This is a genomic window from Ruminococcus sp. YE71, assembly GCF_900119155.1.
Taxonomy (GTDB): domain Bacteria; phylum Bacillota; class Clostridia; order Oscillospirales; family Ruminococcaceae; genus YE71.
Genome location: NZ_FPIR01000009.1, coordinates 103,210 through 117,342, shown reverse-complemented (window position 1 = coordinate 117,342; position 14,133 = coordinate 103,210). Strand labels below are relative to the sequence as shown.

Annotated in this window: 14 protein-coding genes; all 14 read left to right on the top strand. The window is 48.3% G+C overall.

What is annotated here, in order from left to right:
• Positions 1-261: 261 nt before the first annotated feature.
• The 14 genes from BT142_RS10145 to BT142_RS10080 all read left to right on the top strand — a co-directional run bounded on the left by BT142_RS10145 (position 262) and on the right by BT142_RS10080 (position 13,736).
• Positions 262-996 (top strand): thioesterase II family protein, encoded by a 735-nt coding sequence (locus BT142_RS10145; protein ID WP_175444950.1) that lies wholly within the window; start codon positions 262-264, stop codon positions 994-996.
• Positions 956-1,657 carry an ABC transporter ATP-binding protein gene (locus tag BT142_RS10140; protein ID WP_072418084.1) on the top strand — a complete coding sequence of 234 codons (702 nt, stop codon included), beginning with the start codon at positions 956-958 and terminating at the stop codon, positions 1,655-1,657. The genes BT142_RS10145 and BT142_RS10140 overlap by 41 nt, the downstream gene beginning before the upstream one ends.
• Positions 1,654-3,870 carry an ABC transporter permease gene (locus tag BT142_RS10135; RefSeq protein WP_072418083.1) on the top strand — a complete coding sequence of 739 codons (2,217 nt, stop codon included), beginning with the start codon at positions 1,654-1,656 and terminating at the stop codon, positions 3,868-3,870. Before BT142_RS10140 ends, BT142_RS10135 begins: the two co-directional genes overlap by 4 nt.
• On the top strand, positions 3,863-4,585 hold the full coding sequence (locus BT142_RS10130) for a 4'-phosphopantetheinyl transferase family protein (RefSeq protein ID WP_072418082.1): 723 nt from the start codon (positions 3,863-3,865) through the stop codon (positions 4,583-4,585). Before BT142_RS10135 ends, BT142_RS10130 begins: the two co-directional genes overlap by 8 nt.
• A complete protein-coding gene (ccrA, locus tag BT142_RS10125; protein ID WP_072418081.1) occupies positions 4,582-5,817 on the top strand; it encodes a crotonyl-CoA carboxylase/reductase in 1,236 nt (411 codons plus the stop codon). The genes BT142_RS10130 and ccrA overlap by 4 nt, the downstream gene beginning before the upstream one ends.
• A gap of 12 nt (positions 5,818-5,829) precedes the next feature.
• Positions 5,830-7,029, top strand: coding sequence for a beta-ketoacyl-[acyl-carrier-protein] synthase family protein (locus tag BT142_RS10120; protein WP_072418080.1), 1,200 nt, complete (start codon positions 5,830-5,832; stop codon positions 7,027-7,029).
• A 96-nt stretch (positions 7,030-7,125) separates the two neighbouring features.
• A complete protein-coding gene (locus BT142_RS10115) occupies positions 7,126-7,341 on the top strand; it encodes an acyl carrier protein (RefSeq protein WP_072418079.1) in 216 nt (71 codons plus the stop codon).
• Complete coding sequence (locus BT142_RS10110) at positions 7,331-8,500, top strand: acyltransferase domain-containing protein (RefSeq protein ID WP_072418078.1); 1,170 nt, start codon at positions 7,331-7,333, stop codon at positions 8,498-8,500. Before BT142_RS10115 ends, BT142_RS10110 begins: the two co-directional genes overlap by 11 nt.
• An 11-nt stretch (positions 8,501-8,511) precedes the next feature.
• The gene (locus BT142_RS10105) at positions 8,512-9,810 is read left to right on the top strand and encodes a condensation domain-containing protein (protein ID WP_072418077.1); all 1,299 of its coding nucleotides are present in this window, start codon (positions 8,512-8,514) and stop codon (positions 9,808-9,810) included.
• 282 nt (positions 9,811-10,092) lie between these two features.
• Positions 10,093-10,851 carry an alpha/beta fold hydrolase gene (locus BT142_RS10100; protein ID WP_072418076.1) on the top strand — a complete coding sequence of 253 codons (759 nt, stop codon included), beginning with the start codon at positions 10,093-10,095 and terminating at the stop codon, positions 10,849-10,851.
• A 97-nt stretch (positions 10,852-10,948) separates the two neighbouring features.
• The gene (locus BT142_RS10095; RefSeq protein ID WP_072418075.1) at positions 10,949-11,884 is read left to right on the top strand and encodes an aldo/keto reductase; all 936 of its coding nucleotides are present in this window, start codon (positions 10,949-10,951) and stop codon (positions 11,882-11,884) included.
• 2 nt (positions 11,885-11,886) lie between these two features.
• Complete coding sequence (locus tag BT142_RS10090; RefSeq protein ID WP_072418074.1) at positions 11,887-12,504, top strand: GNAT family N-acetyltransferase; 618 nt, start codon at positions 11,887-11,889, stop codon at positions 12,502-12,504.
• Between the two features lie 13 nt (positions 12,505-12,517).
• Positions 12,518-13,297 carry a class I SAM-dependent methyltransferase gene (locus BT142_RS10085; protein ID WP_072418073.1) on the top strand — a complete coding sequence of 260 codons (780 nt, stop codon included), beginning with the start codon at positions 12,518-12,520 and terminating at the stop codon, positions 13,295-13,297.
• A 73-nt stretch (positions 13,298-13,370) separates the two neighbouring features.
• Complete coding sequence (locus tag BT142_RS10080) at positions 13,371-13,736, top strand: hypothetical protein (protein WP_072418072.1); 366 nt, start codon at positions 13,371-13,373, stop codon at positions 13,734-13,736.
• The last annotated feature ends 397 nt before the right edge of the window (positions 13,737-14,133 follow it).

Here is a 14,133-nt window from a genome sequence, read left to right as displayed (position 1 = left end):
CTAACGGGTTAGTTAAAGCTAACCATGTGAAATTATATCACAGATGCATTTTTTTGTCAATAAAGATCTGCATTCTTTTTGTAAAAATTAGCATTAGCTAACTAAATAAACTCACAAACCGGACCTATTATCGTATCGTTTGCACAAAAGCATATTTGAGGGGGTTGACAATTTCGGTCAGCATATGCTATAATCGGTTAGGTGGCGCTAACTAAGGAGTGCGCAGCCGAAACAGAATAATCGGGTGATCGGATGGAAAAAATGGTTTGTTTTCCTCATGCAGGCGGATTTTCATTGTATTACAGCTTCATGAAGGATGCTAAGTACCAAAATATAACGGAAGTATGCCTGTTTGACTACAATAGGCCTCGGAGCGGTGATAAACGAGCCTGCTTTGAAGACTTTGTAAAAGATGCGGCTGAATATGTTCTGAAACAGCAGGTCTCGGCAGGAGATTATATTTTGTTTGGTCACAGCATGGGCGCATTTGTTGCCTGCGAATGCGGCTTGCTTCTGCAAGAGCAGGGCATCCCCCCCGCAGGGGTCATCGTTTCAGGGCAGAATCCGCCCTTTTATTATCGTGAAAAAAGCTGGGAACTCCCGAAGGATACCGATGCCTATCTGCAAAAACTTGGCGGCATTCCCGATTTCATAAAAGACAGCGATACCGCATACAGCTTTTTCAAGCAGATGATATGTGATGATATGCACGTCCTTGAGACTTACCGCCCGTCATTTCCCACCGAGGATGAACGTCTTCCTTTGGGGATGAACATGGTCGGCGATTCGGATATGGTCATCATCCCCGAAGCCGAACCGCTTTGGCACAATACGTTTCATGAAATTTACCGCACGCAGAGATTCAGCGGCGGACACTTTTATTTTGACGGTCATTATCAGGAGATCACAGATCTGATAGATGAATTTGCAGGATATGCGGAAAGGAACAAAAAATATGTTTATCGAATTCAAAAATGCAGTGAAAAAATACGGTGACAATGCCGAAAACACCGTTTACGCAATGGATCATATCGATCTCGGAATAGAAAAGGGCGAACTGTGCGTTATTCTCGGTCCGTCGGGTTCGGGAAAATCCACGTTGCTGAATATGCTGGGCGGACTTGACAGACTTGACGAGGGTCAGCTTTTCGTTGAAGGTCAGGATATCATGCAGCTTGACAAGGATAAACTCGGAAATTACAGACGCAGCAAAATCGGCTTTGTATTTCAGTTTTTTAACCTTATCCCCGATCTGACAGTCGAGGAGAATATCCAGGTAGCGTCGGATATCGCCGAAGAGTCGATGGATATCAGCGAACTGCTGAAAGACCTTGATATGGAAAAATACCGCACCCGTTTCCCGAAGGAACTTTCGGGCGGTCAGCAGCAGAGAGTTGCGATAGCACGTTCGATAGTCAAAAAACCAAAGCTGCTGCTGTGCGATGAGTTAACGGGCGCGCTTGATTCAAAAGCGTCGCAAAACGTCATCACGCTTGTTGACAAGATAAATCGGGTATACAAGACCACGACCGTGATAATAACCCATAACGAAGCGATAAAGGATATAGCCGACCGCATCATCCGCATAAAGGACGGAAAAGTCGTCAGCAACGAACTGAATCAGTGCAGACGCAGCGCAGAGGAAATAAAGTTATGATGAAGCTGAACAAAAGATATTTCCGAAGCATCCGAACCAATTTGTCGTTCAATCTTGTTGTTACACTTTTGACAATACTGATAGGCGCTCTTATAATAGCTGCGATCTCGACTGCCGAACTGATGAACGATGTTTACAACAAGGGTATAGAAGACTGCCTGACAGAAGATGCGCAGTTTGTGACCATGCTGCCGCTTTCCGACAGTGACATTTCCGAAGCCGAACAGAAATACAGCGTTAAGATAGAGGAAATGGTCTACTGCGACGATGAAAAAGACGATTATGTTCTGCGTCTGGCAGGGATAAACGACAAGGTAAATATCTGTCAGGTAATAAAGGGAAACGCCCCCGCCTCAGACAAAGAGATAATGATCTCCGAGCGTTTTGCAGACGCACAAAAACTGAAAATAGGCGACAGTATAGATATATGCGGAGAAAGTTTTCGCATAAGCGGATATATGGTGCGGACAGACTATCTCTGTATGCTGCGCGAACTTACAGATTCATTCCCCGATTACAGCAGTTTTGGTCTGGCTGTAGCAAACAGATCTGTGGTCTCCGAGCTTACTGACAGCAGGTCGTATTATGCCGTCAGATACCAAAAGGATAATTCTGTCGAATTCAGAAAAGGCATCAACAGCGACCGCAGGATACTGAATTATACGGCGGTCAATAATAATATCCGCGTTCAGTCAGCGCTGAATCAGGCAAAACTTGTAAAGTCTGTAGCGCTTATCGTTGCGCCTATGCTGTACGGTATCGTGCTTTTGCTGATAACGCTCATGCTCAGCCGCCGTCTGAAAGGCGAACAAAAGCAAATAGGCACACTGATCGCGTTAGGATATAAAGGCGCTGAGATAAAAAGGCATTATGCGCTGTATTCGCTTGTCCCGGGGATCATCGGCGCGGCGGTCGGACTTGTCTGTGGATATGCTGCGGCATTCCCGTTTTCCGAGATGTATTTCAATTTCTTTGAAGCGCTGCCGCACACCGTTAGAGTATCGCCCGTGACCGCAGTATTAGCATTGATACTCCCTCCGCTGCTTTACACACTCGTTTCCAATCTCACGGTCGGCAGGATGCTGCGCAAAGACCCTGTCGAAATGCTGAGACAGACGGATAAAAAGAAAAAGGGAAGTGCGTTCCTTGCAGGCAGGTCATTGCCTTTCAGAAAAAAATACCGTTTGCGTTCGGTATTCGGACATATTTCCCGTTCTATCGTGATAGTAACAGGTATCGCCGTAAGTACGATATGTATCCTCATGGGTTGGATAACAAAGGATTCTGCGGATAATATCGTAGATTCATCCGTTGACCTTATACCGTATGACTATTCCTATATGCTGAATACCACAGAATTCGATGTCCCCGACGATGCCGAATCCGCACTTGTCAGCCGTTTTGAGACCTCTGACAGCACCTTGTTGTTCAGTCTGTGGGGATATGAAGAGGATACCGACTTTTTCACAATGAAAACAAAGTCTGGCAAGGATATGCAGTACGGTTCATACTACATGACAAATGCCGCAGCGGTATCATACGGCGTTTCCGAGGGCAGCAGCTTTACATTCCGCGATCTGATAACGACCGAAGAACATACCGTAAAGATAGAGGGCATCATCGACGATAATATCAATTCAGCCGTATATACGAGCACCGAAAATGCGGCTGAAATAATGGGGTATGGAAAAGATGACCGCAATATGGTAGTCAGCAGGAAAAAACTCGAATACGATCCCGATACCGTCATGTCATCATCATCGCGTGACGATTACCGCGACAGCGTAAAATCGGCGGTGCAAGTCTACTATAAGATGTGCTATATCGTCATACTCGTAGGCTTTATGCTCGGAGTTTTGTCGATGTATCTTATCTCGAACATGATGATAGAAGAAAACACGATAAACATTTCAATGTTCAAGATACTCGGCTACCGCAAAAAGGAGATAAACAGCCTTGTACTGAGCGGAAATCATATCCTTCTGATTTTCGGGATACTTATCGGCATCCCGCCTGCATTACTTGTGGGAAAGTCGATATGTGCATCATCTGCCGAAACAACGGGTATGCTGATATCGCTTTATGTTAAGCCCCTCAGCTATCTCATTACCGTTATCATCATTCTGGCTTCATATGTTCTCTCTCTGCTGATGGTCTCGAATAAAGTCGGCAGGGTCGAGATGACAGAAAGTCTGAAACGAAACAATGAATGAGATGCGCATCTGGCTGACGGATATCTCTGACTGCACAACAGCACCCGATGCCAGGCTTTCGGCATTTTTGCCCGACGAAAGACAGCATCGTCTTACACGTTACAGACACCTTGCTGACCGTGTAAGATGTCTGACGGGCGGTTTGTCAGCAGTCTGTGCAGCGTCGCAGACTGCACTATGTGATATATCGGATGTAAAGCTTGTCACAGAAGCAGGCAGACCGCCTTATGCGGTCACACCTGCGGGAAAGATATATCTCAGCATATCTCATTCAGGCAGATATGTGCTTTGTGCGGCAGATCTTTTTCCGTGCGGATGCGATATTGAGGAAGTACAGGATAAGAGGGATGAACTTGCGTTGGCGCGTCAGTTTTTTCACCCCGCAGAGACCGCAGCTTTGGAAGGAATACAGTCCGAAACAGCCCGAAGGGATATGTTTTTCATATTATGGACTGCAAAGGAATCATATCTGAAATACACGGGTGAGGGTCTTTTGAGACCGTTATCATCATTTTCGGCAGATATCCGAAGCGACAGACTGAGTATATCGGAAAACAGCGGTCTGTTCGGGAAAACGTGGATACCCGATACGGGATACCGCGCCTCGGTATTTTCGCATTCGGATAACATAAAGATCGTATCCATGAGTTTCAGTCAGCTATCGGGATATTTTTGCAGCAAAAATAACAGATCACAGGAGTTGACCCGTCTATGATTATCACAGATAAGATATATTCGGCAGGCACGCTGCCGCCGCTTGGTACGATACCTGAAAAAATGCACGCATGGACGATAAGAAGCGAACGTTTTGGCAGTCCGCTGACAGCCTTTCGTGACGAGATAGTCGATATACCTGCCCTGCGTCCCGACGAGGTGCTTGTTGCGAATATATCGGCAGGCATAAATTATAACGCGATCTGGGCGGCTCGCGGCAAGCCTAAAAATGTCATCGAAGCGAACGGCACATACGGCGATGCAAAACAGGATTTTCATATCTGCGGTTCTGAGGCGGCAGGGATAGTCTACGCGGTCGGAGACGAGGTGACAAACGTAAAAGTCGGCGACCATGTGATAATATCTGCTTCAAAATATAATAAAAACTGCCCCTTTATCCTGAACGGCGGCGAACCAGAATACAGCCCGTCATATCATATGTGGGGTTACGAAGGCAATTGGGGAGCGTTTTCGCAGTTCTCAAAGGTCAGCGATTATCAGTGTGTCCCGAAGCCCGAAAGCATGGATTGGGATGAAGCTGCCGTCTGCTGTGCGACAGGAACTACAGTCAACCGAATGCTGAGACATTGGGAAGAAAACCGCATCAGAGAAAACGATGTTGTCCTTATATGGGGCGGCGCAGGCGGACTTGGCAGCAGCGCGATACAGCAGGTAAGGGCTTACGGCGGCATACCTGTTGCAGTCGTATCAAGCGCTCAACGAGGCGAATACTGCATATCTTTGGGCGCGAAAGGCTATATCGACCGCACCCGATATACACATTGGGGCAATATCTGCGGCCTTGACGAAGCGGGTGTGCGTCAGTGGAGTCTTCAGGCGGCAAGATTCCGTAATGAGATATATACCATAGTCGGAAAAAGAGTGAACCCGATGATAGTGGTCGAGCATCCCGGAAGTGATACGCTTGCGACCTCTCTTTTCGTGTGCGCGGGCAGGGGAATGGTCGTTCTCTGCGGTGCTACGACGGGTCACACAGCGTCGATCGATCTGCGGCATCTGTGGATATATCAGAAGCGTATACAGGGCAGCCATGCAGGTTCGGCAGATGACCTTAAAGAATACCTGAGACTGCGCCGCGAGCATGATTTTATCCCGTCAGTCAGCAGGGTATACAGCTGGGACGAACTCCCGCAGGCGCACGCCGATATGGAGCGCGGCTCAGACCTGATGGGAAAATATGCGGTAAGGATCGTTCCCGATGACGTTTTGTAAAGGAGATAAGCTATGGATCGTGTAGTGATAACAGGCATCGCGCCGATAACTGCGATAGGCAGCGGTAATGCCTTTTTTGAAAATCTGCTGAACAAAAAAACTGCGGTAAGACCCATCCCTCCCGAATACTGTTCCGCTTCCGTTTCTACGAAATTCTATGTGCCATTTCCCGAAACAGATGATGAAGGATTCGGCAGCGCATATAAAAAAATGAAAACGAGGTCGTCAAAAGCGGTATGGGCAGCAGCGGCTTCCGCGCTTTTGGCGGTCAGAGATTCGGGCATCGAAAAGCTTGATGAAGATACAGCCGTTTTCTTTGGAGTGGGAGTGCCGCACACAGAAGAGATATTGCGTACCGACCGTGCGCTGACCTCTCATTCACCGATACACCCGTGTTCAAATCCGATGATGATGACAAGTTCCGTTTCCGCGTGGATCTCCATTCTGCTTGGGATAAACGGTATCAATCAGACGATTTCGACCGCCTGTGCATCGGGTACAAATGCTGTCGGCGATGCTTATTGGTATATCCGGTCGGGAAGAGGCAGGTCGGCTGTCTGCGGCGGTGCGGATTATCTCGGATGCGAAAACGGACTTCTGCTAAAATCGTTCGATGTTCTCCGAACTCTCACCAAAAGCGAGAACGGCTTGCCTCTGCCTTTCTCCGAGGAACGCAGCGGATTTTTGTTTTCCGAGGGTGCAGCCTGTGCGCTTATCCTTGAAGAATATGAATCGGCGAAAAAGCGCGGTGCAAGGATCTATGCCGAGATAACAGGCTATGGATCTACCTGTGATGCCTTTCATATCGTTCAGATGCCGCAGGATGCCTCTCAGATCATCAGGATGCTTCGCAGGCTTTGCGGCGGTCAGAAGATTGATTACTACAACGCACACGGCACAGCGACCGTACTGAACGACAAGACCGAACAGTACGCTCTGACCGAGGTGTTCGGAGATTCCCTGAAAGATATCCCCGTGACTTCCGCAAAGGGTATCATAGGGCACACGATAGGCGCATCGGGCGCTATAGAAGCGGCTATCTGCGCGTATTCGATAAAAAATCAAGTCATCCACGGGAATATTCTCGGCACGCCGCTTGCGGGGCTCTGTCTTCCCTCGGAAACCAAAGAAGCTAAGATCGAGACCGCCGTTTCCGCATCCTTTGGATTCGGCGGACATAATGCGGCGCTGATGTTCAAAAAAGCCGACTGAACGAACACCGTCAAAACGTATAGGCAGCACCGCCTGACGGCTTTGCATACTATATGTCTGCATATTGCCTGTATCATCGAAATGGAGGATATAAAAATGTCACTGGAAGAATTAAAAGCACTTCTCGTAAAAAACAACGTTGAACTTAACGGCGAACTTACTCCCGAAACGATAGTCGGGGAGTTGGGTATGGATTCGTTTGATATCATGATGCTTTCGTTTGACCTTGAATCTGTTGCGGGTCATGAACTCAAGCTGACCCTCAACGACACGGCGGCAGACATACTGAATGCGGTAAACAATGTCGGCTGAACGCTTTAAGCTGGCGCTGTTTTCCGCTGATGACAGCGCACAGCTGTTAAGTACCGTGGAGAGTAAGTCGGAAGGCTCATATCTTTCGTATAACGAACACGACCCGTACCGTGCATTTATGGTCTACAGCGGCGAAGAAGACCGTAAACTGCAAACCTCATCCGCCGCGTTGGGAACTCTTGCAAAAAACAACGGAAAGCTCCTTCACGGGAAAAATGTGTTTCTGTTTCCGGGGAACGGCATACATCAGAAGCAAATGCTTACCATACTGAGCGGTGTGAGCGAATTTCTCGCATCTGAACTGAAAAAACTGGAAAAAGCGGCTGAAGAATTTTACCCTGTCAGACTTTTGGATGAACAGACAGAAGATGCGGTGATAGATCAACTTCGCGTTTTTGCTTCCGAGGTCGTACTTGCGGATCTCTGGATAAAAAGCGGCTGTGTACCCGATTATCTGATAGGCTACAGCATGGGCGAATATGCCGCCGCAGTTTGCAGCGGTCTTATGTCGGCATCGGATGCGATGTATCTGCTTGTTCAGCGTGCAGGCATCATGCATGAGGATGAACCGCACTGGATAGCGGCTGTTGAAACGGATGCCGACACGATAATCGGTATCGCCGAAAAAAACGGTCTTGAAATAGAGATATCGGGATATAACGCAGAAGACCTTGTGACAGTGTGCGGTATATCAAAGGATATCTCGGCACTAAATGAGATATGCAAATCTATGCGCATACGTCTGAGCATCATTAATCAGACACACGGCGGACATTACTCGGGCTTAAAGGACTGTGCGGAGAGATTTACTGATATTGCAAAAAAAGTCACCTTCCGTACACCTCACAGAAAAATGCTGTCAACGGTGTCGTCGGGCGATCTGACCCCCGAACAGCCTGCCTATTGGGGGGCGCATATCGTCCGTCCCGTGTTGTTCAGACAGGCTGTCGGAGCTTTGCCGCGCGATGAGATAAGCCGCGTGATTGATATCGGTGTCTCGCCTGTTCTTATCAGCATGGCGATGAAAAACTTAGGGAATATCGGTGCAGCGTGGATACCCACGATAAGGTCGGGAAGAAACTACCGAAAACAGATCCTGACCGCCGCAGGGAACGCATTTTTGTCGGGCGTCAATATCAAGACTGATTTTTTGATATAGGAGATGAATTTATGGAAAAGTACAAGTTTTTGCAGAACGAAGCAGGTGATATCGAATATCCCGTCGGTATCCGTCAGCTTGCGTTTATTCGGGCTGACCTTAACGGACGTGAAAAATACGGTCAGGACAGCGGCGTTGCGAATGTCGGAAGCGGCATCCGCCTGCGCATCCCCATCGACTACAAAAGACTTGAAAAGGTTATAGGGCGTATCATCAATGAAAATGATGCTTTGAGGCTGATACTTGTTCAGCACGGCGATACCTATAAGCAGAAGGTCATCGAACACTATCCGTATAAACTCGATGTGTACGAAGCTGAGGGCAAAACCAAGGACGACAGGCTGAAAAATGCAGTTGAAATCGCATCGCGTGAGGTAAATACCGTCATCGACTGGTTTAACGAACCCAGCTGCCGATTCTTCCTTGTCAAGATAGGCTGGAACGACCATATTTTTGTCTGGATGGCACATCACTGGATAGGTGACGGCAGCACGACAGGTCTGATAATGGATAAGATATTCAGATACTACACAGACCCGAATACAAAGTGCGAGGAAACCGGCACATATATGGATTTCATTCAGGAAGAATATGATTTCCTGGCATCGGAACAGGGAAAAAAACAGCTTGAATACTGGAAAAAAGAGACCGACGGCTATCAGATGCTTGATATCACGAAAGCCGCCATCGGAGAACGGGGCGCGGGATACGACCACACCTTCAAGATCGACAGGACAGCTATCGACCGAATTGCCGCAGCCAATAATACTACTCCATTCAATGTGATATTGCTTGCATATCACATCGGGCTCTCATTCCTTCTTGACAGTAAGGATACGATAATCGGCGTTACCAGCGCGAACCGTACAGATAAGCGTTATTTCCGTACAATGGGGTACATAGCACACCCACTTCAGCACAGAATGAAAATATCGGATAAGGATATGCTTTCCGACCTGCTGACTTCATCAAAGAATAAGTTCTCCGAAAATATGACATATCTGAGATCCTCGCATTATTATGACAGAATGCAGTTTTGTCTGACATATCAGAACTTTGTTGCGGGTTCAAAAACAAAAAACATGAAACTCGATAAGGTCTCGATACCGACAAAGCGCTCCGTCGAACAGTTCTTTTTACTGGTATTTGAGGGCGAGAAGGAACTTACTCTCGGCACATCGGGAAGCGGTCAGGTATTCACGGAAGCATTTCAGCTATCCTTGTTAAAGCTATTTGAGGATGTTATCACCCTGCTTGACACCGACCCGTCAGCCTCCGTAGAAGATGCCGCCAAAAAACAAAAGGCATGAACAGATACGCGTTCAAAAACCGAGCAGGTCTGAAATGACCATGCCTTCACCAAAAAAACAGCGATATCACATATAGTGGTATCGCTGTTTTGCCGAATGGCGAAAAAGAAACTATATACGGGTGAGTGCGCTGATCTTACAGTTATTCGGTCATGATATATCTGTCAATACAGAAGGAACCAATTTTTTTAAAAAAAAGACCGCATACACTCTTGACTTTTCAGAGCTCAATGTGATATAATGTAGTTAGCAACAACTAACGCATAACAAGGAGCGTATATCATGAGATTTACGGAATACGGCTCAAGAGAGCTGCCGACGATACTTTTTATTCACGGCTCATGCACTACTGCCGAAATATGCTACGGCGAAATAGCTGAAAAACTGAGCGAACGCCGGCACTGTGTCGTCGTTCATCTTGACGGTCACGAACCCGACAAGCGGGGCAGCTTTATCTCGCTCGACAAGGAATGTGAGAAGATCGAGCGGTTCGTAATGAGGCACTACGGCGGTGAAATATTCGGGCTCACGGGTCTGTCACTTGGCGCAACGATATGCGTGCATCTGATGACGAGGGGCAGGATCCGTGCCGAGAGAATACTGCTGGACGGCGTCTACTGCGTTGACGTGGGCTTCTTGCAGACATGGGTGAATATCATCGTCTGCACTATCGGGATAAAGTATCTTAAAATGGGCGGAAAGGTCCACGACAGGCTGGTGGAAAAGATATTCGGCAAGGGAAATTCTGCGGTCGTTCAGATGCTTTTCGAGGGCATGACTGCGGCTTCGGTGAAAAACGTCTGCACCGAGGTTTACAGATACAGGCTCTCGCCGAAAATCGCAAAATGCGATTCAGAGATACTTTGCATCAGAGGCGAGTATGAGCCTATCCCCGAAAGGTCGTTCGCTCTGCTGAAAAAACATCTTCCGCAGATAAACGAGCAGGTGATCCCCGACTGCGGACATTCGCAGCTGCTACATGAGCATGGCGGGGAATATTGCGAGGTGTTAAGCGGCTTTTTCAACAGCATTGAGTTGTGAAGATGAACTTGATCCCGTAGATAAAAAGCGGAACGTGGTTCAAAAATGCTTGTTCTCACAATAGTGCTAATCGTCCGGGAAAGAGGAGTGTATCAAAATGAGTGAAACGAACATATACAGAGCGGTAGTCGGCACAAATTCCTGGGGCAGCAAGGCATACGGCAGGATGCTTCGCGGCAGCAGCGTTGACAGGGAAACGCTTAGACAGACGGTCAGAGAAGCTATGGATAAGGAGCTTGCAATCTTCGATACTGCGCAGGATTACGGTCTTGGTATGGGTCAGAAACTGATAGGCGAGCTTTGCCCGAAGGAAGCTGTGATCTCGGCAAAATACACCCCGGGGACAAAGTATTCCGAGGGTCAGGTGAGGAGATCGTTTGAGAAAGATCTGAAAGACTTTCGTCGGGATCACGTTGACATCTACTGGCTGCACCTGCCGAACTGCATAGAGCAGAACCTCTCGGAAATGACAGAACTCTACAAGGAAGGCAGGATAGGCAATATCGGCATATCCAACTTCACGCTTGACGAGTGCAAAAGGGCGAAGAGCCTGCTTGACGCTGCGGGCGTGCCGCTTTTCGGCGTGCAGAACCATTACAGCATCCTTGCAAGAGAATGGGAGAAAAACGGACTTGTGGACTGGTGCCGTGAAAACGGCGTACAGTTCTGGGCGTGGGCAGTGCTTGAAGAGGGGCTGCTGGTCCCGCCGAAAAAGGGCGGCAGGCTGTCGCTGATGAAGCTGATATATCTGAACCGCCAAAGCAGGCTTCTGCCGCTTTACAAGAAAATGCACATCATCGGCAGGCGGCACGGGATAAGCCCCGCACAGGTGGCGATGGCGTTCTGCTCGTCAAAGGGAATAGTGCCGATATGCGGGTGCAGAAAGCCTTATCAGGCAGACGAGCTTGATAAGGCTGTGAAAGTTCAGCTGACCGAAAAGGAGATCAGCGTGCTCGAACAGACTGCCGACAGCACAGGTGTAAAGATACTCGGTGCGGATATGTTCAGGTTTGCGGTCGGAAAGAGAAGGTAAGTATGCGAAGAATAAGGTCGCTCCCGAAGGAAAAGATCGACGAGATAGCCGCACTGATCGGCGAATCCTTCTGGGATTACCCATACGAGGACGGAGAGGGCGGACTGAAGCCGTTCTTTCAGAGCAGGCAGGCGATGACGGACTATATGCGGACGTTTGTGGTGGCAGGCATCGAAAGCGGCACTTTCTACAGTACAGACGGCGGTGAGGGATACATCCTCATTACCGATACGGACGGCAATCACCCCGGTTTTTTCAGCATCGTGAAGATGGCGCGGGGCATGAAAAATGCCATGGGCGGCTGGCGCAAGCTGTTTTCCTTCATAAAGACAGCCAACGGCGGCGAGGAAACTCAGGAACAGCGCCTGAAAAAGAAGAAGCAGAAATATGTCAAGGTCGAAATGCTGATCGTCACCAAGGAGCATCAGGGGCAGGGCTATATGCGGAAACTGCTGACCTATGCTTTCAAAATGGCAGATAACAAGAACTGCCCGTGTATTCTTGACACAGACGCCAAGGGTAAGTGTGACAGGTATATACACCTCGGTATGAGGCTCGAACAGACACGGACAGCCGCAGGTGCGAAGATATACGATCTGATATACGACACTAAGGAATAGAAAGAGGTCAATTATGGATTTGAGATTCGGAGACATTCAGGAAACTGCGCTTATCCCGCTGGCGATAAAGGCGAGCGAAACAGCACGAACGAACGCAAGGATCAGGGACGAAAAGGCGAAGGAGATAATCGAAACTCTCGGCGTGGACGTCAGCAAATACGACCCGTTTTTGTCCCATGAGGGCGTTGTGGCGAGGACGATAATGTTCCGTGACGTGCTTATCAAACTGCTGAAAAAGCATCCCGATGCGCTGTGCATCAATCTCGGCTGCGGATTCGATGACAAATTCTCGCAGGTGGACAACGGCAGGCTCACCTGGTTCGACGTTGACCTGTCCGACCAGATCGCCGTCCGCAGAAAGGTGTACGAGGACAGAGACCGCTGCACCATGCTCGACGGCAGCGCCCTTGAAAGCGATTGGACGGCGCAGTTCCCGAAGAAGGATATGAACATCATCGTCATGGAGGGTGTGCTGGAATACTTTTCAAAGGAGCAGGTAAAGACCTGTCTCAATATGCTCTGTAACAGCTTCGGACACGGCTATCTGCTTGCGGAGCTGCACTCGCCGTTTCTCGAAAAGCACGGAAAGCACCATGATGCAGTCAAGCATACTAACGCCACCTTCGGCTGGGGAACAAAGTCGGGCAGGGAATACCTCGACCTTGAGCCGAGAATGAAGCTGGTACTGGAACGAAGCTACAACGAGGAGATGAAGAAATACTCCGTCAGGGGCAGGCTGTTCGCGATCGTCGGGAAGAATATGAACAACAGACTCGCAGTATTCAGGTGGTGATCGTTTCCGCTGAGATCATTGAGAAAAGTATGCGGGAAGGGATAGTAATGATATCGCAGTTATAGTCATCGAAATGCTTGTGTTTGCGGCGATCTTTACGGTTGTCTGCTTTGCAGCAACAAGCGGCAGGAACAATATTCAGATCGACAATTACCCACCCGAAATACAGGAAGAATATTTCAAAACTCACGATAAGCCTGCGCCTGCGGAATCTACAAGAGCTGCCGCTGTCAGCACCTTTTGCTATTACAGTACCGCTGCGGACTTCGAGACTGCCGCGTATGCCGACACCGCCTGCTTTGTTGGTGCGCAGGTGCCGCCCGTTGCTTCAACCGTTATACCATCCTTAACGGTCAGGATGCAGCCGTCATCTATCTGTATGCTCGCATCGCCCTTAACTGTCAGCGAAGATACCTCGACGTCGTTTTCAACAAAGTAAACCTTATTATTAAGCTCGGTCGTTTTATCGGTAATAGTCTCTCCGAAAGGAGTCGGAATGATATCCGGAGCGTTCGCAGTGATAGATGTGCTTTCAGACAGAGCGCCGCCACTGCAAAATAGCTTAAGCCTTTTGTTAAAAAATATAATATTTTATCAGGCAATTGTCAAGATATTTTCCGGATTTTTTTCAATAATTATTTTTGGGTAATATTTCAGCCCAACTCCGACCTGTCGGCAAAAAGTACGACCGCAGGGGCGATGTCACTTCTCTGTTCACGACCTCGTTTATTACAGCACGATATCTGCTGACCTTCCGTCCGATACTTTTCCGACATACTGACGCCCTCCAAAAATCATTTAATTGCAATTAATAATATCGACATTGACAAATGGAC